Annotated in this window: 26 protein-coding genes; 23 read left to right on the forward strand and 3 right to left on the reverse strand. The window is 41.0% G+C overall.

From position 1 onward, the window contains the following. The 5 genes from BUB87_RS07925 to BUB87_RS07945 all read left to right on the forward strand — a co-directional run. Nucleotides 1–562, forward strand: a 562-nt coding sequence (locus BUB87_RS07925; RefSeq protein ID WP_143156642.1) for an RNA-guided endonuclease InsQ/TnpB family protein, incomplete at its 5' end; no start/stop codon positions are given. Nucleotides 563–682: 120 nt separating this feature from the next. Further along, a complete protein-coding gene (locus tag BUB87_RS07930) occupies nt 683–1,117 on the forward strand; it encodes a Uma2 family endonuclease (RefSeq protein ID WP_084111043.1) in 435 nt (144 codons plus the stop codon). Between the two features lie 260 nt (nt 1,118–1,377). Beyond that, nucleotides 1,378–1,629, forward strand: coding sequence for a hypothetical protein (locus BUB87_RS07935; protein ID WP_073343772.1), 252 nt, complete (start codon nt 1,378–1,380; stop codon nt 1,627–1,629). 22 nt (nt 1,630–1,651) lie between these two features. Then, nucleotides 1,652–3,277 carry an ammonium transporter gene (locus BUB87_RS07940; RefSeq protein ID WP_234945995.1) on the forward strand — a complete coding sequence of 542 codons (1,626 nt, stop codon included), beginning with the start codon at nt 1,652–1,654 and terminating at the stop codon, nt 3,275–3,277. Next, nucleotides 3,274–3,612, forward strand: a complete 339-nt coding sequence (locus BUB87_RS07945) for a P-II family nitrogen regulator (protein ID WP_073343774.1) — start codon at nt 3,274–3,276, stop codon at nt 3,610–3,612. Before BUB87_RS07940 ends, BUB87_RS07945 begins: the two co-directional genes overlap by 4 nt. A gap of 83 nt (nt 3,613–3,695) precedes the next feature. Here the strand turns inward: BUB87_RS07945 and BUB87_RS07950 are convergent, their stop codons facing one another. Genes BUB87_RS07950 through BUB87_RS07960 form a run of 3 tightly spaced genes read right to left on the reverse strand, consistent with a single transcriptional unit; the run spans nt 3,696 to nt 4,684 of the window. Then, nucleotides 3,696–4,268: a manganese catalase family protein gene (locus tag BUB87_RS07950; protein ID WP_073343775.1), complete on the reverse strand. Its 573-nt coding sequence runs from the start codon at nt 4,266–4,268 to the stop codon at nt 3,696–3,698. 12 nt (nt 4,269–4,280) lie between these two features. Beyond that, nucleotides 4,281–4,523 carry a spore coat protein CotJB gene (locus BUB87_RS07955; RefSeq protein ID WP_073343778.1) on the reverse strand — a complete coding sequence of 81 codons (243 nt, stop codon included), beginning with the start codon at nt 4,521–4,523 and terminating at the stop codon, nt 4,281–4,283. Continuing rightward, complete coding sequence (locus tag BUB87_RS07960) at nt 4,511–4,684, reverse strand: spore coat associated protein CotJA (protein WP_073343780.1); 174 nt, start codon at nt 4,682–4,684, stop codon at nt 4,511–4,513. The genes BUB87_RS07955 and BUB87_RS07960 overlap by 13 nt, the downstream gene beginning before the upstream one ends. A 127-nt stretch (nt 4,685–4,811) precedes the next feature. On the opposite strand from BUB87_RS07960, the gene BUB87_RS07965 reads away from it, so the two are divergent. From BUB87_RS07965 to BUB87_RS08050, 18 genes are all read left to right on the forward strand, one after another. Then, nucleotides 4,812–5,312, forward strand: a complete 501-nt coding sequence (locus tag BUB87_RS07965; protein ID WP_073343783.1) for a cell wall hydrolase — start codon at nt 4,812–4,814, stop codon at nt 5,310–5,312. Nucleotides 5,313–5,324: 12 nt separating this feature from the next. Continuing rightward, complete coding sequence (gene ypeB, locus BUB87_RS07970; RefSeq protein WP_084111046.1) at nt 5,325–6,671, forward strand: germination protein YpeB; 1,347 nt, start codon at nt 5,325–5,327, stop codon at nt 6,669–6,671. A gap of 40 nt (nt 6,672–6,711) precedes the next feature. Further along, entirely contained in the window at nt 6,712–6,909 is a 198-nt protein-coding gene (locus BUB87_RS07975; protein WP_073343786.1) for a small, acid-soluble spore protein, alpha/beta type, read from the forward strand. 120 nt (nt 6,910–7,029) lie between these two features. Continuing rightward, nucleotides 7,030–8,094 carry a D-alanine--D-alanine ligase family protein gene (locus BUB87_RS07980; RefSeq protein ID WP_073343789.1) on the forward strand — a complete coding sequence of 355 codons (1,065 nt, stop codon included), beginning with the start codon at nt 7,030–7,032 and terminating at the stop codon, nt 8,092–8,094. Further along, the gene (gene murI / locus BUB87_RS07985; RefSeq protein WP_073343792.1) at nt 8,094–8,900 is read left to right on the forward strand and encodes a glutamate racemase; all 807 of its coding nucleotides are present in this window, start codon (nt 8,094–8,096) and stop codon (nt 8,898–8,900) included. The genes BUB87_RS07980 and murI overlap by 1 nt, the downstream gene beginning before the upstream one ends. A 26-nt stretch (nt 8,901–8,926) precedes the next feature. Then, a complete protein-coding gene (locus BUB87_RS07990) occupies nt 8,927–9,349 on the forward strand; it encodes a YwiB family protein (protein ID WP_073343795.1) in 423 nt (140 codons plus the stop codon). Then, on the forward strand, nt 9,349–11,031 hold the full coding sequence (argS, locus tag BUB87_RS07995; RefSeq protein ID WP_073343797.1) for an arginine--tRNA ligase: 1,683 nt from the start codon (nt 9,349–9,351) through the stop codon (nt 11,029–11,031). Before BUB87_RS07990 ends, argS begins: the two co-directional genes overlap by 1 nt. An 11-nt stretch (nt 11,032–11,042) precedes the next feature. Continuing rightward, nucleotides 11,043–11,696: an MBL fold metallo-hydrolase gene (locus tag BUB87_RS08000; protein WP_073343800.1), complete on the forward strand. Its 654-nt coding sequence runs from the start codon at nt 11,043–11,045 to the stop codon at nt 11,694–11,696. A gap of 41 nt (nt 11,697–11,737) precedes the next feature. Next, entirely contained in the window at nt 11,738–13,180 is a 1,443-nt protein-coding gene (locus tag BUB87_RS08005; protein WP_073343804.1) for a S41 family peptidase, read from the forward strand. A 35-nt stretch (nt 13,181–13,215) separates the two neighbouring features. Then, nucleotides 13,216–14,817 carry a CTP synthase gene (locus tag BUB87_RS08010; protein WP_073343909.1) on the forward strand — a complete coding sequence of 534 codons (1,602 nt, stop codon included), beginning with the start codon at nt 13,216–13,218 and terminating at the stop codon, nt 14,815–14,817. A 140-nt stretch (nt 14,818–14,957) separates the two neighbouring features. Further along, nucleotides 14,958–17,369, forward strand: coding sequence for an S-layer homology domain-containing protein (locus tag BUB87_RS08015; protein ID WP_073343806.1), 2,412 nt, complete (start codon nt 14,958–14,960; stop codon nt 17,367–17,369). Between the two features lie 172 nt (nt 17,370–17,541). Continuing rightward, nucleotides 17,542–18,249, forward strand: a complete 708-nt coding sequence (locus BUB87_RS08020) for an arginase (RefSeq protein ID WP_073343810.1) — start codon at nt 17,542–17,544, stop codon at nt 18,247–18,249. Nucleotides 18,250–18,277: 28 nt separating this feature from the next. After that, nucleotides 18,278–19,657: an S-layer homology domain-containing protein gene (locus BUB87_RS08025; protein WP_073343813.1), complete on the forward strand. Its 1,380-nt coding sequence runs from the start codon at nt 18,278–18,280 to the stop codon at nt 19,655–19,657. Nucleotides 19,658–19,768: 111 nt separating this feature from the next. Further along, nucleotides 19,769–20,995, forward strand: a complete 1,227-nt coding sequence (locus tag BUB87_RS08030) for an MFS transporter (protein ID WP_073343816.1) — start codon at nt 19,769–19,771, stop codon at nt 20,993–20,995. A gap of 13 nt (nt 20,996–21,008) precedes the next feature. Continuing rightward, nucleotides 21,009–21,965 carry a uroporphyrinogen decarboxylase family protein gene (locus tag BUB87_RS08035; RefSeq protein WP_073343819.1) on the forward strand — a complete coding sequence of 319 codons (957 nt, stop codon included), beginning with the start codon at nt 21,009–21,011 and terminating at the stop codon, nt 21,963–21,965. Nucleotides 21,966–22,040: 75 nt separating this feature from the next. Further along, complete coding sequence (locus BUB87_RS08040; RefSeq protein ID WP_073343822.1) at nt 22,041–22,277, forward strand: hypothetical protein; 237 nt, start codon at nt 22,041–22,043, stop codon at nt 22,275–22,277. After that, nucleotides 22,264–22,641, forward strand: coding sequence for a PIN domain-containing protein (locus BUB87_RS08045; protein WP_073343825.1), 378 nt, complete (start codon nt 22,264–22,266; stop codon nt 22,639–22,641). Before BUB87_RS08040 ends, BUB87_RS08045 begins: the two co-directional genes overlap by 14 nt. A 33-nt stretch (nt 22,642–22,674) precedes the next feature. Continuing rightward, nucleotides 22,675–23,082, forward strand: a complete 408-nt coding sequence (locus BUB87_RS08050; RefSeq protein ID WP_084111048.1) for a VOC family protein — start codon at nt 22,675–22,677, stop codon at nt 23,080–23,082. Nucleotides 23,083–23,395: the final 313 nt, after the last annotated feature.

Genomic DNA, 23,395 nt, shown 5'->3' on the forward strand with positions numbered 1-23,395 from the left:
AATAGGAATAGATAAAGGGATAAATTCGATAGCAGCGACATCAGAAGGAGAATTGTACTCAAACCCGAGATGGCTGCAGAAAGCAGAAAAGAGACTAAAAAGACTGCAAAGGCAGTTGTCAAGGAAAAAGAAAGGGAGCAAAAATAGAGAAAAGCAAAAGAAAAGACTGGCAAAACTCCATGAAAAAGTAGCAAATCAGAGAAGGGACTATCTGCACAAGATAAGCTATAACATAGTAAAAAACAATGACATCATATGCGTTGAGGATTTGCAAGTGAAGAATATGATGAAAAATCATAAACTTGCAAAATCAATAGCGAATGCAGGGTGGGGAATGTTGGATAAGTATTTACAGTATAAAGCGGAAAGAGAAGGGAAAATATTCATAAAAGTAAATGCTGCATATACATCACAAAGATGCTCAAGATGCGGAAGGATAGTAGAAAAAGATTTATCGGTAAGGATACACAGATGTGAATGTGGATTAGAAATAGACAGAGATATAAATGCAGCGATAAATGTGCTGCATGAAGGATTAAGACAATTGGGGATAGCTGCATAAAAACGCAACAACATTTTTCGTAGGGAAGGTTCCTCCCGAAGTTACGCCTATGGAGATCGTGGAAGACCTGTTGTGGACAACAGCAGGCAACGGTCAATGAAGTAGGAAGCCCCATCCTCTATAGGATGGAGTAGGTTCACTAATTATTTACAGGATAAACCGTGTCGCGTGTTTCCTGCACCCTTTGATTTACGCCTTCCGGAAAAAGATGAAGAAGATGAAGATGTGGTTAATGTACTTCAGCCAGATATAGTCGTTGTGTGTGATAGCTCGAGGTTGCGTGGTACAGGTTTTTATGGAGTGCCAGAACTTATAATAGAAATAGTTTCTCCTTCTTCAATTAAAATGGATAAACTGATAAAATTCAATTTATATGAAAAAGCTGGTGTAAAGGAATATTGGATAGTTGAGCCAGAAGGTAAACTGGTCAGTGTTTTTACATTGGGTGATAATGGATGGTACGGTAGACCTGAATTGTATTCAGAAGATGATAGTATTAAGGTGAGTATTTTTCCAGACTTAACAATAAACTTAAAATCAGTATTTAGCTTTTGATTGAAGTTTTTAGAATATTATAAGAATTGGAGAGTTTTCGAAAAAGGTATTGACAAAACTATCATAATTTTATATACTATTAGCAAACAAGGTGAGTGTACCTGAGTTTTCAGGTGCCATGGGTTTTATTAGAATAAAATTGAATTGTCAGGTATGCTGAGAGTACCTATAGGCAGAGAGGCCTAGAGATGAAATGTTCATCTTTAGGCCTCTTTTTTGTTTAGTAGCGCGCCTTTATCGATGGAAAAGGAGGTGATATTATGAGAATTTTGAAAAAACAGTGGTATTTTATCGGATTAATTGTGCTTAATATTCTTATCATTCTGTCGGGATTGTTGTTTTTCTACAGCGGAATAGTTACGGGATTTAAAATACCAGCTTTTGGTTCTTATGTTCCTGGATACACGCTGGGGCTATTGATACTGTACATGGGCATTGTTAATTTTATTAAATTACACCGGTTATCTGCAAGAATAAAAGGCAAAAAATTTAGTTTTTCCAATTTTAAATAAAAATAGAGAGAGGGTGTGTTGTATGGGCAGGAAAATGGTTAATAAGGTGATGGTAAGTTTATTGCTCATCGCAATACTGGTAGGTGTCCTGGGAATTGTAGCCTATGCGAAAGGAGGGGATCCCTCAGGGGCTTCTTATGGCACATTAAATGATATAACAGCAGCCAAACCCGGGCATCCCACGGTAGATGAAATTGCGGTACAGGTGGCAAAAAATAAAATAGGACTCAATTTTGTGTGGGTTATGCTGACCGCCTTTCTAATATTCTTTTTCCAGGCTGGATTTGCTCTGGTTGAGACAGGGTTTACCCAGGCGAAAAATGCCCTTCATACTATGGGTATGAACCTGATGGTATTTTTAGTCGGTCTTATTGGATTTTTTATCACAGGTTTTGCGTTTATGTTTGGCAACGCAGGTAGTGCTGCCACTTTGGGTGGCTCTCCAGTTCTCAATAATGGTATAACCGTCAACGGCTGGAACCTTTTGGGGCTAAAAGGGTTTTTCCTCAGCGGAGACACTTATGACGCCGGGGTTTACGCTCTGTTTTTCTTCCAGATGGTATTCATGGACACGACGGTAACCATACCTACAGGGGCTATGGCAGAGAGGGTTAAGTTTTTAGCAGTGGTTATAACGTCTTTCTTTATATCGATGTTCTACTACCCTATTTATGGCGGCTGGGTATGGGGCGGTGGATGGTTGTCCCAGCTGGGTGTCAAACTGGGCCTGGGCAATGGCGCGCTGGATTTTGCGGGATCCGGTGTGGTCCACGCCATGGGCGGTATGCTGGCGCTGGCTGGTGCTATCGTCATAGGACCTCGCATAGGTAAGTTCAGAAAAGACGGTACTCCGGTAGCCATTCCTGGGCACGACATACCTATGGCAGTTCTGGGTACCATCATACTCTTCTTTGGTTGGTTTGCTTTTAACGCAGGCAGTACGTTAAGCGCTACTGATTTCAGGTTAGCTGTGGTCGCCACCAATACCATGATAGCCGGTGCTGTAGGCGGCATGGCGGCTATGACTTATATGTGGATAAAGTATGGCAAGCCCGATATTTCCATGACGTGTAACGGTGCACTGGCGGGGCTTGTAGCTATAACAGCTCCTTGCGCCTTTGTGAGCGGCGTATCGGCTTTTATCATAGGGTTGGTAGCTGGTATACTGGTGTGCGTATCGGTAGAAGTGGTGGAAAAGAAGTTTAAAATCGATGATCCTGTGGGTGCTTTTTCGGTACATGGTGTAAACGGATTATGGGGTTTAATAAGTCTGGGGCTTTTTGCAGATGGCACTTATGGAGCAGGACTTAATGGTGTGTCCACCCCTGTTACTGGCCTTTTCTTCGGCGGCGGATTTGGCCAGCTAGGAGCCCAGCTCATCGATGCGGCGGTGGTAATCGTATACGGCTTTGGCCTCAGCTATCTATTCTTTAGAACCCTTGATGCTATAATGGGTATAAGGGTAAAAGCTGAAGACGAGATGGCCGGGCTGGACCTGCCTGAGATGGGCGCTATGGCATATCCCGATTTTCAGCTGGCACCCAGTTTATATGACAGCGGAGGGCTTAAGAAGAACCTTGCGGCTCCTGAGCTAAAAGTAGACGGGATATATAAAGATACACTGAATGGAAGGGGACTTGTTCAATGAAGAAAATCGAATGCATTATAAGACCGGAAAAACTGGAAGAGGTAAAAGCTGCCCTTGATAAGTGCGGTGTTCATGGCTTGACGGTGACACATGTTATGGGTTGTGGCCAGCAAAAGGGCCGTACAGAAGTTTATAGGGGCATTGAGCTTAACATAAATTTATTGCCCAAGATAAAGATTGAGATAGTGGCAAAAGATAGTGATGTAGATAAAATCGTGGAGGCGGTAGCAAATACCGCCAGGTCAGGTAAAATCGGCGATGGTAAGATATTCGTATATGAAATTGCTGAGGCTATAAGGATAAGGACGGGCGAGAAGGGCGATACCGCCATATAAGTCAGTAGACATATCGAAATTGCTACAAATCAAGCCGATGTGAAAAAGCCTTATATCTTTTTCGGATATAAGGCTTTTTGCTTTTAGTAAAATTTCTTTTTTGTTAATTCTTCTTGAACCAGGTCCAGTGTCTCTCCAAAGCGCTGGAAATGCACTATCTCTCTTTCCCGTAAAAATCTCAATGTATCTTTGACACAAGGGTCATCGGTTAAATTTATAAGGTGCTCATAGGTAGAGCGGGCTTTTTCCTCCGCTGCCATGTCCTCATGGAGATCTGCTATAGGGTCGCCCTTTGCCTGTATATATGTCGCTGTCCACGGCATTCCGGTGGTATCGGAGTAGAATAAAGCCCTGTCGTGTTCGGTATAATGTTCACCAAGTCCATGCCTTCTGAGTTCTTCTACCGGAACTCCTTTTAGAAGCTTGTAGACGAGGGTTGCGATTATTTCCAGATGTGCCAGTTCTTCTGTCCCTATATCCGTAAGAGTAGCTATAGATTGACCGGTAGGCATGGTATACCTTTGATTTAAATACCTCAGGGCTGCTGCCAGTTCACCATCGGGTCCGCCATATTGCGCGATTAAAAACTTAGCCATCTGTACATCGGGCTTGCACACATTGGCTGGATATTCCAGCTTTTTCTCATATACCCACATAAGCGTGCCTCCTTAATACTCTATTTGCCATGGCCACGGCTCATTTATATATTGCCATGGGTATGCGCTGGGCGTGAAGCCATAGGCTATGAGCGGGCCGTACTGCTGCTCGTAGGCCTGTTTTAATGCGTTGAGCTGCTGCGATACTGTGTTGTATTGAACCAGTGCATTTTGATCTTCTGGATGGGTATCCAGGTAAAGAGTTAACTCTATAGCGATAAAGCTTAGCTCCTGAATTTTTCTCAACAAGTCCATTTATCTTCACTCCTCTTCTTTTTTTCCATATAAGGCATGTATAGTTCAGGAAACATCGTGCCTTTTTTAAGGGCCTCTTCAGGGCTATAGCTCCTTGTATATATCTGAAATGGTACGTAGGCATGGGCCAATTTCCAGCCATAAGGCATATCTCTATCCATATCAAAACCTCCTGTGCAAAGGTATTTCAATAATAATATATTCAAAAGATATAGTATGGTGAGCTGTATAAAAATTTTATTATCGAAAAAAATAAACTATAAAGAAATTTACGAGGAGGTAGGAAGTATGCTCATTGGTAAAAAGCGAATACTGGTGTTCGCATTGGTTTTAATAATGCTCGCGGCAGGATATATGTTATACATAAACAACAGAGTTTCACAAATAAAAGATATACCGGATACCATAGGGTATGCTCAATCCCGCGGTTATTCGGATATGGGAGATGTATGGTTGCTGGCAAGGCTAGTCAACGGTGAAGCCAGAGGAGAGCCTTATGTAGGGAAAGTGGCTGTAGCAGCAGTAGTTTTAAACAGGGTTATGAATCCTTCATTTCCTAAATCGATACCTGGTGTCATATATCAGCCGGGAGCTTTTGAGTCGGTTTCTAACGGCCAGATTTGGACAAACCTGTCTACAGAAAGCCTTATGGCGGCCCAGGATGCCATGGCAGGCTGGGACCCTACAGGAGGAGCTCTTTTTTTCTGGAATCCCAGTAAACCGGTCAATCCGTGGATGTGGACCAGAATTATAACGACGCAAATCGGCAATCACGTATTTGCGAGATGAGGAGTGATTATAATGGATAGATGGATCAGGAGAATTGCAGCTCTGGCGGTTATGCTGGTTCTAATCGCTGTAGCCATATATCAGTACTGGGATAAGATGTTTTACTACAGGTATCTAGAAGGGCAGTACCAGAGATCCTTTTATGAACTAGTGGATCATGTACAGAGCGTACAATCGAATTTAGCAAAGCTTATGGTAGCAGACTCCACCACGCAAAATATCAATCTCCTTTCTGATACCTGGAGGCAGGCTTATGCGGCCCAGACCGATTTAAGTCAATTACCTGTAAACGCTATATCGATTATAAAGACATCTAAATTCTTGTCGCAGGTAGGGGACTATGCCAATAGCCTTGTGAGAAAACAGGCCTCAGGGCAAAAATTGGATGCCAGGGATATAAAAAACATAAAAGACCTTCATTCAAGGGCAGCGGCTATAACCGTAGAGCTTCAGAGGCTTAAAACTGACTCGGCAGCAAGGGGAATGGCTTTTTCACCCAGCAGTATAAAGCGAACCATGACTTCTCCAGCTGGGAAGAAGGATGTATTGAATGCCAGCATGGCTAATGTGGAAAAACAAATGGCCAATTATCCAAAGTTGATATACGATGGGCCGTTTTCATCTCATCTTGAAAATGTACCGCCCAAAGGTCTTACAGGTCCTGACGTTACACAGGCTCAAGCCCGTACCAGTGCAATAGACTTCATTGGCCGCGATAGAGTAAAGTCTGTTGCAGCATATAAGGCTAACAACGCCACATTTCCCTCTTATGGTTTTGTTGTAAATACTACAGGAGGTGCGGGGGATAGTATAGCGATAAATGTGAGCAAAAAAGGCGGGCATGTGGTATGGATGTTAAGCCAGAGGCCCATAGGGAAGACTAGTTTAACGCTATCACAGGCGGAAGGACGCGCGGCCGACTTTGTATCTAAAAAAGGTTTTAAAAATATGGTGGTGGCTTATTCTGAAAAGTATGAGAATACAGCTATATTCAATTTTGTACCATCGCAAAACGGTGTTATAATCTATCCCGACATGGTGAAAGTCAAGGTGGCTCTTGATAACGGCGAAGTGGTGGGCTTTGATGCCAGAGGGTACTATATGAACCACAGGGCCAGGACGCTTAAAGCGCCCAAACTGACCAAAGAGGAAGCGATGAAAAAATTGAGCAGAAATTTGAAGGTGGAATTCTCCAGACTTGCTGTTATACCACTGGAGAATCGCGTTGAAGTGTTAACGTATGAATTTAAAGGGACTTACAACGGAGATACATTCTACGTGTACATTGACGCCAATACGGGAAAAGAAGTCAAGGTTTTACAGCAGGTAAGGACGTATAAAGGCGATCTTACCATGTGATAATAAGTATGGGCCCAATTTAAGGTGGGGAGGTTTTAATGTGTCGAGACGCCGAAGTATCATGTCAGATGCGTTGAAATACGAACTGGCAAAGGAGCTTGGCGTTGAGGATATCGTTCGAACTGAAGGCTGGGGGTCAGTGTCATCGCGAAACTGCGGTAACCTTGTAAGGCTGGCCATAGAGAGAGCAGAAAGAGCTCTTGCACAACAGCAACAGGGTAGAGACGATAGATATTAGAACCACCGTGCCCACAAAGGTAGCGGATTTATTCCGCTATTTTTGTTTGTTCTCGAAAAAAATCCTATTGAATAAATTTTTATATGGGCTTAAAATCTATATAGATTGGGAGGGTTCTAAATGGAGAAATTAAATGTCGCAGTTTTGTTTGGCGGAAAATCAGGTGAACATGAGGTTTCAATCATGTCCGCTATGTCTGTGATGAAAAACCTATCAAAGGAAAAGTATAACATCATTCCTGTAGGTATTGATAAGGATGGGCAATGGTATCTCTACAAAGGCGATACGGAGAATATAAGGCCAGGAGAGTGGATAAAGAATTCTAAGAAGGCATTTATACCGCCTGACCCGTTTATAAAGGGTGTGATGGTATTAGAAGATGATAGCTATATTACTTTAAATATAGATGTGGTTTTCCCGGTTTTACATGGCCCTAACGGAGAAGATGGAACAGTACAGGGCCTTCTTGAGCTGGCCGAGTTGCCTTATGTAGGATCAGGAGTTGTGGGGTCAGCCTGTGCTATGGATAAGGCTGTAGCCAATTCGCTGTTTTTGCAGGCAGGTTTGCCCCATGCTGACTTTGTTGCATTGAGGAGCAGCGAAGCGGCTAAATTTATCGATGAAATAGAGAAAAGATTCGGCTATCCATGTTTTGTAAAGCCTGCTAATATGGGTTCCAGTGTAGGTATTACCAAGGCCCATAATAGAGAAGAGCTCGTCTTTGGCTTGAAAGAAGCGGGAAAATATGATAAAAAAATAGTGGTCGAAAAGTTTATAAACGCCAGGGAAATAGAATGTGCTGTGTTAGGTGATGATGACGTTGTGGTCTCGTATCCGGGAGAAATTATCCCGTCTAAAGAGTTTTATGATTACGAGGCCAAATATCTGGACGGAGATAACTCCAAACTGTTGATACCTGCCGACTTGCCGGAAGAGAAAACCAGAGAGATAAGAGAACTGGCTGCCAGAGCCTATAAAGCTGTAAATGCCGAGGGTATGGCAAGAGTAGATTTTTTGGTTGACAGAGATACATTAAAGGTTTATATAAATGAAGTCAATACTATCCCGGGATTTACCAGAATCAGCATGTACCCCAAATTGATGGAATATTCGGGGATACCATATGGGCAACTGCTGGATAGATTGATAGACATAGCGATTAAGAGACGGAAGAAGGATGAATAATGGATTCAAGGCCGATAGGAGTGTTTGATTCAGGGGTTGGGGGCATGACGGTGGTAAAAGAGCTCATGGATGTTCTTAAAAACGAGAGCCTTGTCTATTTTGGCGATACGGCGAGGGTTCCCTATGGTACTAAATCAAAGCAGACGGTAACCAAATATGCGTTCCAAAATACCAGGTTTTTATTAAGCCAGGGTGTAAAAGCAGTGGTTATCGCGTGCAATACCGCCAGTGCAACCAGCCTTGAGGATGTAAAGGCCCATTTTGATGTACCTGTATTTGGCGTAATAGAGCCGGGAGCTTTAGCGGCAGTAAGTGCTAGTAAGAATAAAAAAGTGGGTATAATAGGAACTGAAAGGACAATATTGTCTGGAGCTTACGAGAAGGCCATAAAAGCACTGGACCCATTTATTGAGATAAAGAGTACACCCTGTCCGCTTTTTGTGCCACTGGTGGAAGAAGGATGGGCTGACACCGAAGTGGCCTATATGGTGGCAAAGGAATATCTAAAGCCGTTAAAGGACAGCGGTGTTGACACACTGGTGTTGGGCTGTACCCATTATCCTTTGCTCATGAGTACTATATCAAAGGTGATGGGACAAGATGTGGTCCTTGTAAACCCGGCACGAGAAACAGCCTTGATGGTGAGAGAGAAGTTGGAAGAATTAGGTCTGTTTTCTGCAAATGATGAAAAGCCTTATTATAAATTTTTTGTCAGCGATAATCCTGAAAAATTTCAGGAGATAGGTGAAAAATTTTTAAAAAAACCTATTTATGGAATTGAACTTATTGACATAGAGCGATATTAATGAGAAAATAGTGGAAAGGGAGTTCTATGAATAAAAAAGCTATAATAACCATAAGAGGAATCCATCAGGTAGAGGATAATAGGGATACTATAGAGCTTGTCACAGAGGGGAACTATTATAAAAAAGGAAATAATTACTATATCCACTACGACGAATCTGAAATTTCGGGTATGGAAGGAACAAGCACTACTATAAAGATTGAACCAGAAAGGGTTGTAATGCTGCGGCGCGGTGAAAATACGGCCAGAATGGTATTTGAAAAAGGCAGGAAGCACGCGGCTGAGTATTATACACCCTTTGGCGAGATGGGCGTGAATGTGACTTCAAAGAAATTGAAGGCGGATTTTAATGAATCCAGCGGCGAATTGTATATAAAGTATGTTCTGGACATAGATGACAGGATATTGTCTACCAATGAGATACATGTAACGGTCAGGGGGGTAAATTAATGATAAACATCGTAATGGACATAAAGAACAACCTGATAAATTCTATAAAAAGAGCAATAAATAAGGCTGCATTTGACGGAGTTATTTCGTTTGACGAGGTCCCCGAGATAGAGATAGAGGTTCCAAAAGAGAAAAATTTCGGCGATTTTTCCACCAATGTGGCCATGCGCATGGCCAGCATATTGAAGAAAAATCCTCGGCAAATAGCGCAGGCTATTGCAAAATATATTGATGACGAAAGAACCGAAAAAGTAGATGTGGCGGGTCCGGGGTTTATCAATTTCTATTTAAAGAAGGATTGGGTATATGACGTCATACCTGCCATCCTGAGAGAAGGAGAGGATTACGGCAGATCCAATATAGGAAAAGGCGAAAAGGTACAGGTGGAATACGTAAGCGCCAATCCTACAGGCCCTATGCATATGGGCAACGCCAGGGGTGGTGCTATAGGCGATTCTATTGCCAGCATACTGGAGGCATCAGGCTATAATGTGACCAGGGAGTTTTACATAAATGATGCAGGCAATCAGATCGAAAAATTTGCCCTGTCATTGGAGGCTCGATATCTCCAGCTCTTTGGACAACCGGCAGAGATACCTGAGAACGGTTACCACGGCGAAGACATTGTGGAGAGGGCAAAAGAGTTTAAAGATATATATGGAGATAGGTACCTTAACACATCACCTGAAGAACGCAGAAAAGCATTGTGCGATTACGCTCTTAAGAAAAACGTGGAGAAGCTAAAAGCTGATCTGGAGGCTTATGGCATAAAGTATGATGTTTGGTTTTCAGAGCAATCCCTCTATGATAGCGGCAAGGTGGATGACGTTATAAAGACCCTGAAGGCCAATGGAAGCACATATGAAAAAGACGGAGCTATATGGTTTAAAGCGTCGGATTATGGGGCTCCCAAGGATGAAGTCCTGGTAAGGTCCAATGGTATACCTACGTATCTTGCATCAGATATCGCATACCACAGGGATAAGTTTATAGATAGAGGATTTGAACGGGTCATAACCGTATTAGGAGCAGATCATCACGGCCATATGGCCAGGATGCATGCAGCTATGAAGGCATTGGGCATAGACCCCGAAAGGCTTCAGTTTATTATATTGCAGCTGGTGAGGCTTGTAAGGGGGAAAGAAGTTGTCAGGATGTCAAAAAGGACAGGTAAGGCCATATCCCTTATAGACCTCATCGAAGAAGTGGGTAAAGATGCAGCCAGGTTTTTCTTCACCATGCGATCAGCTGATAGCCAGATGGACTTTGATCTGGATCTGGCTGTACAAAAATCCAATGAAAATCCTGTTTACTATGTCCAGTATGCCCATGCCAGGATATGCAGTATGGAGAGTATTTTAAAACAGGAAGGCATAGCCTTAAGAGATCCTGACAAAATCGACTACAGCGCATTGAAGCAGGAAGTAGAGTGGGAGCTCATGAGGAAGCTGGCAGATTACCCTGAAGAGGTAGCACTGGCAGCTCAAAACCTGGAGCCTCACAGAATAACCAGATATCTGCTGGATTTGGCAGGTTTGTTCCACAACTTTTATAATACCTGCAGGGTCAAAGGAGAAGAGGAGGAACTGTTGCAAGCCAGATTTGCACTTGCCCTTGCCGTCAAAGTGGTCATTAAAAATGGGCTGGATCTTTTGAAGATTACAGCGCCTGAGAGAATGTGAGGAGGATATATATGAAGATTAAGCATATTGCTCATGCGTGTTTTTACGTAGAGGCAGATGGCAAAAGAATTGTAATGGATCCCTTTGATAGTTCTATGGGCTTTTCGATGCCAGAGCTTTACGCTGATATTGTGACGTCAAGCCACGGACACTTTGATCACAATTATATTGAGGGTGTTAAAGGAGATCCAGAAGCGGTGACGACTTCTGGGGAGCACAATGTAAAAGGCGTAGATATTACAGGCGTGCAGGTGTTTCATGACAAGGAAAAGGGCGCTAAAAGGGGCATAAACAATGTATACGTATTTAAAGGCCTGGAGGGGATTAACCTCTGCCACATGGGCGATTTGGGTCATATCCTTTCCTTTGATGATCTTCAGGCCATTGGCCCTGTAGACGTGCTTATGCTTCCTGTGGGCGGTTACTTTACTATAGAACCCGATGAAGCAGTATATGTGGCTAAACAGATAAACCCCAAGATAGTTATACCTATGCACTATATGTCTGAGAATGCCAGCAAGTATGAGGGCTATAATTTGCCAATAAAGCCTGTGGAGGCATTTTTGGACCTTATCGGCGACGCTCAGTTTATGGATGAATTAATAATCTCCAAAGATACATTGCCAGAAAAAATGCAGGTGGTTGTATTAAAAGAGCAGATATAGCGGCAATATAGCCGCTTTTTGCATGTAAAGGGGTGCGTTTTATGAAAAAGTATAAAAAATATGTGCTTCCAATTTTGATAATCTTGATATTAATATCATCTACAGCTATTGGCTACGGGCAGACTTTAATTGCTGACAACAGTTCATCAGTGATACCTGCGGAAAGCGCATCAAATACTGATGATAACCTTGTATTTATAAGCGATATCATGAAGTTCATAGAAGATTATTACCCCTATGATGTAACAAAAGATGAGCTTACCGTAGCGGCTGTAAAAGGGATGCTGAGGAGTTTGGATCCCTACAGCGATTATTTTACTCCGGAGGAGATGGCTCAGTTTGAACAGCAGACATCAGGGACTTATACAGGGATAGGCATACAGATAGAGCAAAAAGATAATTATATTTCGGTGGTATCGGTTTTTAAGGATTCGCCAGCGGACAAAGCCGGTATAAAGGTTGGAGATAAAATTGTCGGGATTGACGGCAAAGGCGTATCGGGTATGACGCTGGATCAAGTCGCAGGGCTTTTAAGGGGCAATGAAGGCACGAAGGTAAAGCTTGCAATACAGCGAGCTGGCAGTAATAGTCTTTTGACCTTTGAGCTTATAAGAAGTAAAATAAAGATAAATCCTGTGACCTACAAGGTCATTGATGGCATAGGGTATATAAGGCTTGACGAATTCAATGAAAATGCCGGGGAGTTTATGGGTAAGGCTATAGGGGACCTTAAATCTCAGGGCATAAAATCAGTGGTACTGGATCTCAGAGACAACCCCGGTGGCTTGCTCACATCGGCTGTGGATGTGGCCAGGTACTTTGTGCCCAGGGGAAAGATCGTGACCATAGCTTATAAATCTGAGGCGCCTGACGTGTACTATTCATATCTGGACAATGTCCCATTTAAACTGGCAGTTTTGGTAAACGGCAATACCGCCAGCGCTGCGGAAATCCTGGCGGGAGCCATACAGGACAGAAAAGCAGGTGTGCTGATCGGCACACGGACCTTTGGCAAGGGTATCGTTCAGTCTGTAGTACCTTTAGATGACGGCAGCGCTATAAAGATGACCATAGCCAGATATCTTACACCGGCGGATAGGGATATAAACGACAGGGGAATTAGTCCGGATATAGAAGTACCCGATCCTGTGGTAAAAGCACCCCTTGATACATCAAATCTTGCACCTTTTGAGTATTCGGCATTAAAAGTAGGCGACAAGAAACTGGCTGTGTACGCATTAGAGCAAAGGCTTAAGGTGCTGGGCTTTTACGATGGCTCTTTGAGCGATAGCTTTACCTTGAATACATTGAAGGCCTTGAATAAGTATCAAAAGAGCAAAGGCCTTAAGATGACCAATACATTAGATAAAGCGACATATGATGCAATAAACAAGGACATCGATAAATTAAAGAATCCGACTTTTGTAGATAGTCAGCTGGAATTTGCTATAAAATATTTAAATGCGTTAAGCAGGCATAAATAATGATAGAAAATTATACTGGGGCAGGGAGGAATCAAATGAATCGTACAAAATATATATTTGTAACTGGAGGCGTCGTTTCATCATTAGGTAAAGGAATAACGGCGGCATCGCTGGGAAGGCTTTTAAAGAACAGGGGACTAAGTGTAGCTATACAGAAATTTGACCCATACATAAACATAGATCCCGGTACTATGAGTCCATACCAGCACGGCGAGGTTTTTGTGACCGATGACGGTGCTGAGACCGACCTGGATCTTGGCCATTACGAGAGGTTTATAGATGTCAACCTCACCAAAAACAGCAATGTGACCACAGGTAAGGTTTACTGGTCTGTAATCACAAAGGAGCGAAAGGGAGAATATCTGGGCGCTACTGTTCAGGTGATACCTCATATAACCAATGAGATTATAGAGAGGGTTCACAGGGTGGCTAAAGAACGCCAGGTGGATGTGGTGATTACTGAAATAGGAGGTACAGTGGGAGATATAGAAAGCCAACCATTTCTTGAAGCCATAAGGCAGGTGGGGCTTGAAGAGGGCGAAGGGAATGTGCTCTATATCCACGTCACCCTGGTGCCTAATCTGGGCAAGGTGGGAGAACTCAAGACAAAGCCCACGCAGCACAGCGTAAAGGAATTAAGGGGGATAGGCATACAACCCGATATAATCGTGTGCAGGACCGAATATCCGCTTTCTGAAGACATAAAGCGCAAGATAGCATTGTTCTGCAACGTATCACCAAAGGCTGTCATTCAAAACCTGGATGCCGATAACCTCTACGAGATACCGCTTATGCTGGAGAAAGAAGGCCTCGATGACATTGTCTGCAGTAAGCTTAACCTGCAGTGCGGAGAGGCTGATATGACCGAATGGCGACAGATGGTGGAAAAAATAAAAAACCTTAAAAAAAGGGTGAAGATCGCCCTGGTAGGTAAATACGTAGGCCTTCACGATGCCTATATATCAGTGGTAGAAGCCTTAAATCACGGCGGCTATGCCAACGACACTTATGTAGATATCAAGTGGATCAATTCAGAAGAAGTAAACGACCAGAATGCATCGCAGCTTTTAAGTGATGTATCAGGCATACTTGTGCCAGGTGGTTTTGGAGATAGGGGCGTTGAAGGCAAGATCGCGGCCATAAGATATGCCCGCGAGAATAATATACCTTATTTGGGCCTCTGCCTGGGTATGCAGTGCGCTGTCATAGAAATCGCCAGAAATGTGGCAGGGCTAAAAGGTGCTAACAGCACCGAGTTTGATCCACATACGCCCTATCCTGTCATAGATATCATGCCTGAACAAAAGGATATAGATGAGCTGGGAGGCACTATGAGATTGGGTCTGTATCCGTGCAAAGTAAAAGAAGGCACAAAAGCCTACCAGGCTTATCAGGATGAGATCATATACGAGAGACACAGGCACAGGTATGAATTCAATAACCAGTTCAGAGAGAAGCTGGCAAGGGCAGGATTGGTTATATCAGGCCTTTCACCTGACGAAAGGCTGGTGGAGATGATAGAGCTGGAAAACCATCCGTGGTTTGTAGCGGTTCAATTCCATCCGGAATTTAAGTCGCGGCCCAACAGGCCTCATCCCCTGTTCAGGGAATTTATAGCTGCAGCGCTAAATAGGTAACAGAGTTTACAATAATATTACAGATATGTAACAATTATTGACTATGGAAAAAGTGGGTGATATAATCATAAGCGTATGAGGGATTATTCCCTCTTCGGTACATAAAATAATAAAACTATATAAAAAGGAGGAATTTTGGCATGAGGAGTTTTAAGAAAGCTTTGGCTTTCGTGTTGACTGTAGCCTTGGTGTTAAGCTCAATGATGGTATTTGCCTTTGCTGACACCAATACGTCAACATATCCGGACGTAAATGGCACAGATTATGCCACAGCAGTCAACGCATTGACATCTCTGGGCGTGGTCAGCGGTTATCCTGATGGCACCTTTGGTGTAAATGACAATTTAAATAGAGCACAGGTTGCCAAGATGATCGTTTTGACTTTAGGCCTGGGGAATGCAGCTGACAATGCTAAATCAATCAGCAAGTTCAGCGATGTTAAACCAGGTGACTGGTTTGCTGGCTATGTGAATGTGGCTGCATCATTGGGTATTGTCAAGGGTTATGGCAATGGTAAGTTTGGACCCAACGACAATGTTACTTATCCACAGGTTCTGATCATGCTCATCAGAGCTCTTGGGTATAAGGACAGTGATGTGATCACATCGCCAGACAATTATATACTGGACTATATAGTAAAAGCTGGACAATTGGGGATCACTGATGGTGTAACAGTTAATACAGGAGTTGCTACACGTGGTGATACAGCTAAGTTGTTCTACAATGCTCTGAGCGCTAACATAGTAACAGGTCGAAACACCGATGGTTCTCCGATCGTAAGTGAAACCAAGACATTACTTACTAAGTTAGCATCAGTTGCTACGTATACAGTTTTGTCAACTCCAAGCGTTGATTCATCAGTTTCAGCTGGGTATGTAGTAACAGATAAGGGAAGCATTCTGACAGATATTAATTTAGATGCGTACTTGGGTAAGACAATAGAGGTTTATACCACAGGAACTCCGAGCAAAATAATTGCTTTAAAGAGTATTGATACCTATGATACCAGCGTTAAGACATTTACAACATCTGATAATGGAAAAGTTACACAGTCTGTAAATGGTAATGTTTACAGCTACAAGTTTGAGGATCCTGGTATAACCGTTTCGGATATACCTACCGTATTTGATGGCGTAAAGACGACATTAAGCAAGGTATATAATAATATTGACAAGAATTCAAATGTCACATTAATAGATTATAACAATGATGGCACATATGAATATGCAATAGTAAAAGATGCAACAGCAGGCGTAACTCCAATTGTTGTACAAAATAATGTGCCTTCTGGAGCAAGTTATATAGATAACATTTATTCTATAAACGACTCTAATGGGAATGCATATAAAGTACAGGGTGCTGTGACATCTGCTTACGACATAAAAGCGGGAGATGTTGTATATAAGGTACCTGTAGGACCATCTGCTTCACCGTCAACATATGTATATTATGTCGTGAGAAATAAAGTGTCAGGTACTATATCGCAGGTTTCGTTTGATGGGAGCACGTTAACTGCAACTATTAATGGTACTTCTTATACAGTGAAGACGTCTGAAATAACAACTTCTTCTGTGGGAGCACAAGGTACTGCAACACTTAACAAAAATGGTGAGATAATTTCTTGGAGTGGTACTTCGTCAACAACAACGACAAATTATGGTATTGTTACAGCAGTTCAGAGTTTCAGCGATCAATGGAATACAAAAGTACAATTAAATAAACCGGATGGAACGACTGCTGTATATGATGCTGTATATGACGATATTACGTCAGGCGCGGTTGTAAAGCCCGTTACTGTGCCCAGCGTAGTATATTATACACTTGATTCAACTGGCAAGATTGATTCAATGAATATGGTAAATGTTGTACAAAACTATACAGTAAATTCAGTGGATACATCGAATAATGTGGTAACTATAAATAATACACCTTATTATGTAAATAGCAGCACGCAGATATTTACTTATGATAGTGTTAATAAGACAATAACACCTGTTAAATTTACAGACTTAGCTAATTTAAGCGGAGCTACAGTTTATGCAATGGATGCGCCAAATTACAATATATTGTCTTACTTGATACTTAATAGTTCTCAGATTACTACAAGCAATCAACCTCTTGTATATGTAACAGGTGTCAATACAGTTTATACATCGGCAGGTCAGTATAAATCAATAAGTGTATTTGATAAGAATGGCGTATCTAAGACATACAATACTGCTGTAGGTAATACTAGTATCAACGTATCAGCAGGCAATGTTTACGTCTTAACATTGGATGTAAAAGGCAATGTAACAAATGCCACACCAGCGGCTTCTGCTTCTGGCTATACTGTAAAAACAGGAGTAACCAATGTAACAGTTGATTATACTAATAATGGAATTAAGTATACGGAGAATAATACGCCGAAGTCTGCGTTGCTTGATCCAAGTGTATTTGTTGTAGATAAGTCAGATACTGCAGTAAGTGCGTTGGGCAATATAGATAGTAGTTCATCAATTGATCTGTACTTCAACAGTGTCGGAAAAGTTGCTATAATTGTAATTCCTTAATTAAAACTGATATAGCGCAAAATGACCCTCCATGTGGAGGGTCATTTTGTATTTATTAACGCAATGAATAGAAGATGTTTCTTTACTTTGTTTGTGGATGGGACCATTTCATTATCCATAATTGCAGAAGGAAAATAAGACATTTTGTAGAATAGATTTATAGGTGGTGAATATGGTCCGCAGTCTTTTGAGCATAGATTGGGACTATTTCATCCCTGTAAAGAGAGAGTGGTTGGCCTCTTATATAGAAAATGAGAAGAACATAGTATCGATGTGGTATAAGAGGTATATAGAGAGTGCTTTAAAGGGGGAAGATCTGGAAAAGTCGGTAGACACAGGGCTTATATTAAAAGACTTTTGGTCCAAAATAAAAAAACACTTCAATTTTGCGAAGCGTATCAAGGTGTTTGTATCCGAGTCTCACAGATTGTCCTATTACATCGCCAAAAACAATGAGTGCCAGGAGGTCTACTCTTTTGATGCACATTCAGATCTGGGCTATACAGGAATAGATTCGGCGGGGTTTGAGCCAAACTGCGCCAACTGGCTGGGAAAGCTGCTAAGTGAAGGTAAGATAAAAAGGGCTCACATAATATACAGTCCCTATACCCTTGAAAAGCCAGAGGATTTCAGTCATTTTAATAGGGCATTTGAAATCCTATACTATAGAGATATAGACTGCCTGCCTAAAGGCATATATACGGCGGTTATACACATCTGCAGATCCGGAGCATGGACACCGCCGTGGCTTGACTGTAAGTTTGATGAGTTTATAAAGGAGCTCCATCTGCCTTTTGAGGTGATAAGCCTTTATAAGAGGAACTGGGATATTAAAAAACTCTCACTTTCAGAACAGATTTTTTACCTTAACTTTGCGTAAAAAGTAATGGGAGAGGAGAAAGTAAGGCGTGAAAACATCCAGGGTATTAATTATCATTTTTTGCATATTGCTTTTGATTGCCACACTGCTTCCATTGCCAATATATGCAGCTGCTTCTGAGCCCAGCTCTTGGGCAGCACCTGCTGTTGAATGGTGTAAGCTTAACAATCTCGCTGAAGGCATTTTTTACAGCGATTATCAAAAGTATATAACAAGAGAAGAAATAGCCATGCTTTTTGTAAAGGCGTATGATTTCCTTGAGCCTTCAGACGAAGTTGTTGACAGTGATTATCCGTTTGTAGACAAATATACGCCGATGTATAAAGAATATATACAAAAAGCATATCAGCTGGGGATAGTAAGTGGTTATGGCAATAATACATTCGGCGCTTTGGACAATGTTACAAGAGAACAGATGTCGGTGATGCTCGTCAGGTTTTTAAACATGGTTATACTTGGTGGAATTGATTACAGTGGGTATTTATTCTATGGCGATGGGTTTAGCGACAGCCAGAAAATATCCCCTTGGGCCAGAGATTCTATGCTGTATTTATATCATTTGGGAATAATTAAAGGGGTTTCTGGCGATAGAATTGACCCTAAAGGCTATGTGACAAGAGAACAGGCAATGGTTATAGTATATAGGCTGCTGACCAACGATTCTATTATATCAAATATCCAATCAAACCTGTATAATTCAAAAAATCTATATACTGTTAAATCATATGATGACGTTAAAAAAGCAATAGTATCAGCTCTTATGAATGGCGATGAAAGAATTTATTTAAAAAGCGAAGGTGGATATGTGATAAAAGATGAGGATGTACTAAATCTGTTCCTTCAGCATGATATGTATGCTTCGAGTATTGAGTACGGCCCTGTGGATAGGGTGTATTATATAAAATTTAATTATGGCATTGGAGAAGAACAGGTAAAAAAAACCATCAGCAAGGCCAAAGAAATAATAAGCCAGATAATAAAACCTGGTATGACAGATTATGAAAAAGAATTGGCTATACACGATTATATAGTGACACATACCAAGTATGATTATGATAATTTCTTGAAAGATACCATTCCAGAAGAATCCTATACAGCGTACGGTGTTTTAATAAACGGTGTGGGTGTATGTCAGGGGTATGCCAGCGCTATGCATATGCTTCTTATGCTGGCGGGTATTGACAATGTGATTGTCACAGGTACAGCTAAAAATGATTCTTTTTCAGGAGGCCATGCCTGGAATATCGTAAAGATTGGAGGAAAATATTATCACGTTGACGCCACATGGGATGATCCTGTTGTTATCGGAGGTAGTGAATTACTAAGTCATAAATACTTTAATCTAAGCGATACTGAGATGTCTAAGGATCATGATTGGGATAAGAGTCTCTACCCTGCGTGCAATTAAATTATTTTCATTGCAATTTTTCTTTGCCTCCTTTATAATATTCTTGTGCACAAAAATGTTATAACCAAGGTGCGAGAAAAGTGTGAATTTTTGCGGGATAAGGGGGATATAATGGATATAGCAAAGAAGTATTATAAGCGCAATGCTTTCTTGATATTTATCGATCCAGCACTGTTCATGAACGGAATGACGTTTCTATCTATAACAGCGGTCATACCTTATTTTTTGATAAAGCTGGGGGCAACGAATACGCAGATAAGCCTTGCCAATGTGCTGGTAAGCCTGGGGACTCTCATACCGCAGCTGTTTATTGCCAGAGTAGTACAGGGTATGAGATATAAGGGCGTAAATTTTACCAAAGTGCTGCTGGTACAGAGGCTTATATTTGCAGCGTATGTCTTTACCATTCCTTTTTTTGCCGTCAGCAATCCTCGTGCAGCGGTTATCATGTTTTTAATTTTTTGGGGTATATTTAGCTTTTTTGTAGGTACATATTCGCCTTTTTATTTTAGCATAATGACAAAGGTTATCCCTTACGATAAAAGAGGTAGTCTATTGGGTAATTCATATGCTTTTGGAAGCATCACAGGACTTATATCGTCATATTTATTAAATTTGTTTTTAAATAATATTAAATTCCCGCTTAATTATACCGTGATATTTTTTGTGGGTATATTTATACTTATTGTTGACGCATTGTTGTTTGCAATCATTAAGGAGCCACCTGATGAAGCAATAGAAGATGATAATGGTATAATAGAGTTTTTTAAGGAGATACCTTTGATATTTAAAACCAATAAAAACTTTAGAAATGCGGTTATAAGTTATGTGTTCATAGTAATAGCAAATGTATCGCTTTCGTATTATGCCGTGTATGCCACCAGGGTTTTTCACGCAAGGCCTTCAGACATAGCTGCGTTTACTGCTATTTCATTAGCAACTAATGTGGTGAGCAATGTGATATTGGGCCAGATTTCTTCAAAATTTGGACAAAGGACAGTTTTGATGATATCCACAATTTTGGGCATATTTGCTGGTTTAAGCGTCCTGCTTGTCAAGAATATGCTGGGCGTATTTGTGGCATTCTCTTTAAGTACGGTGGTCAACAGTGGATATATGCTCTCCAGCGGTATACTGATATCAAAGTACGCTGAGCAAAGCAAGATATCTACATATGTGGCTATAAACAATACCATAACGATGTTCTTTTCTACCCTTATGTTTATGATAAGCGGTAAACTGATAGACGCCTTTGGTTTTATGACGATATTTACTATAAGTTTGATATCTGCTACAGCTGCATTTTTGCAGCTGAAGTATAAAGTAGTAGATAATTAAGGGGGATTATAGTATGGCTAAAATGACGCCCAGGGAAAGGGCAATAAAAGCTCTGACACTGCAGCAGCCCGACTATGTGCCGACCATGGAGCTGGAGTTTCAGCTTACCGAGGAGATGTTTGGGGAAAGCTACATGAGTGAAAAGGACCTGAACAGGGGGATATCTAAAGAGGAAATCATAGACCACAATGCCAGGCTTTTGGCTAAAGTGGTGGAGTATTTTGATTACGCAATAGTCATGGTATGTTATGGCGTACCTCATTTCCCTGATGAAGACTATACGGATACCCTTATAAAGATGCAAAAGAAAACCAGGGAATATTTGAGCGAGGATAGACTTTTTGTATGCCATGGTGATGCTACCTATGCCATTCCCGATGGCAATACCATGCTGGACTTTGTTTACAGCCTGGTGGATCGCCCTGATGAGATGAAAGAAAATGCCAGAAGGATGGTAGAAAGGGAACTAGAGAGAGATAAGCGCCTTATTGACGGAGGATTTGATGGTTTTGCCCTTTGTTCTGATTATGCCTTTAATCGTGGTTCATTTCTCTCTCCGGCGATGTTTAGTGAGTTTGTAACGCCATATCTGGCGAAACTCATCGAAGGACAGAGGCAGATGGGTGCTTATGTCATAAAGCACACCGACGGAGATATCATGCCTATCATCGACCAGATTATAGATTGCAAACCCCATGCGCTGCATTCGCTGGATCCTCAAGGAGGCATAGATATAGCCGAGATAAAGAAAAAATATGGCGATAAGGTTTGCTTGATAGGAAATGTAAACTGTGCCCTCATGCAGACAGGGACAAAAGAGCAAATTTTAGAAAGTGCCAGGTATGCTATGGAAAACGGTAAGCCTGGTGGAGGATATATTTTCTCCACGTCCAATGTGGCATTTAAGGGTATGCCCCTGGAAAGTTATCTCCTGATACACGATTATTACTTAAAAAATAGATATTATTAAAATATAAAATTTATTTTATTTTATATTTTATAAAATGTATGCTAAAATGGAGGATAGGACAAGGGAGATGATGATATGGATTTTTTACGAGCTATAGTTAACAGTGATGATTTATCAAATATAATTAGACTTCCAGATAATTTAAAGCATAAAAAAGTAGAAATTCTTATACTTCCATTAGAAACGGCAGAAAGCAATAATGATATAAAAAACTTTAGAGGTATTTTTCGAAAATATAAAAATACAAAATTAATTAATATGGAACATGAAGCTTGGCAAAAAGCAGTGGAGGAAAAATATGGTAATAATTGATGCTAATATAGCGTTAAGGTATTTGCTTGACGATGTTCCAGAATTAGCTAATAAAGCTGCAGAGGTATTGGAAAACAATGAGATTTATATACCCAATGAAGTTTTTGCTGAAATTATATATGTGTTGGAGAAGATATATAAAATAGAAAGAGAAGAAATCGCTTCGATATTAGGGGATTTTATACAAATTGACAATATAAATGTTACAGATATAAATTTATTGCTGGAAGCTCTTAAATTATATAAAGTGCGAACGCTTGATTTTGTTGATACGTTATTATACTCGTATAAAAAACTTAAGAAATATGAGGTTTGTACATTTGATCAGAAATTAAAAAAACTTATAGAGAATTTGGGAGAATAGATATGTTATATTAAAATATAAGGAGGTTTTAATGTGGGCAATAATGAAAAAATCGGTGGCGGTGGTTTCCACCACGTGGCGCTACGGGTCAAAAATTTTGATGAAAGCTTGAAGTTTTATGTGGATGGCTTGGGATTTAAGCCGGCTATTACGTGGGGCGAGGGTGACAACCGCGCGGCTATGCTGGATACCGGTGATGGCAACTTCATTGAACTTTTTGCAGGCGGGACTGATGGGCCAAAGCCTGAAGGTGTGATTTTGCATATAGCGTTTAGAACAGACAATTGCGATAAAGCCATAGAACAGGCCAGAAAAGCCGGTGCTGAGATAACTATGGAACCGACAGATGTGGAGATAAAGGGGTCAGAGACATTACCCATAAGAGTTGGTTTCTGCAAAGGGCCTGATGGCGAGGTATTGGAGTTTTTCCAGTATAGATGATATAGGAGAAACAAGTTGATTTTTTTACGCCTGAGTTCTCATTGAAAATCAAGATGGGAATTCAGGCGTATTTTATGTCGTGGTCAATGGAGGCCGAAAGATACCAGGCCATTGTCGAAATGATTAGAGTATAAATACATATTAAATATTAAGAAAAGATTTATATAAAACGGTTGACTTATAATATATAAAACGGTTGATATACCATTTTTTATATTTGAAAACTATATATTAAACGGTTGACATATAGTAAATGGTGTAATATAATTAGGAAGTGGCGAAAAGGTTTTTACAAAAAGGTGGACGTCAATCT

This window comes from Caldanaerobius fijiensis DSM 17918 (genome assembly GCF_900129075.1).
Classification (GTDB): domain Bacteria; phylum Bacillota; class Thermoanaerobacteria; order Thermoanaerobacterales; family Caldanaerobiaceae; genus Caldanaerobius; species Caldanaerobius fijiensis.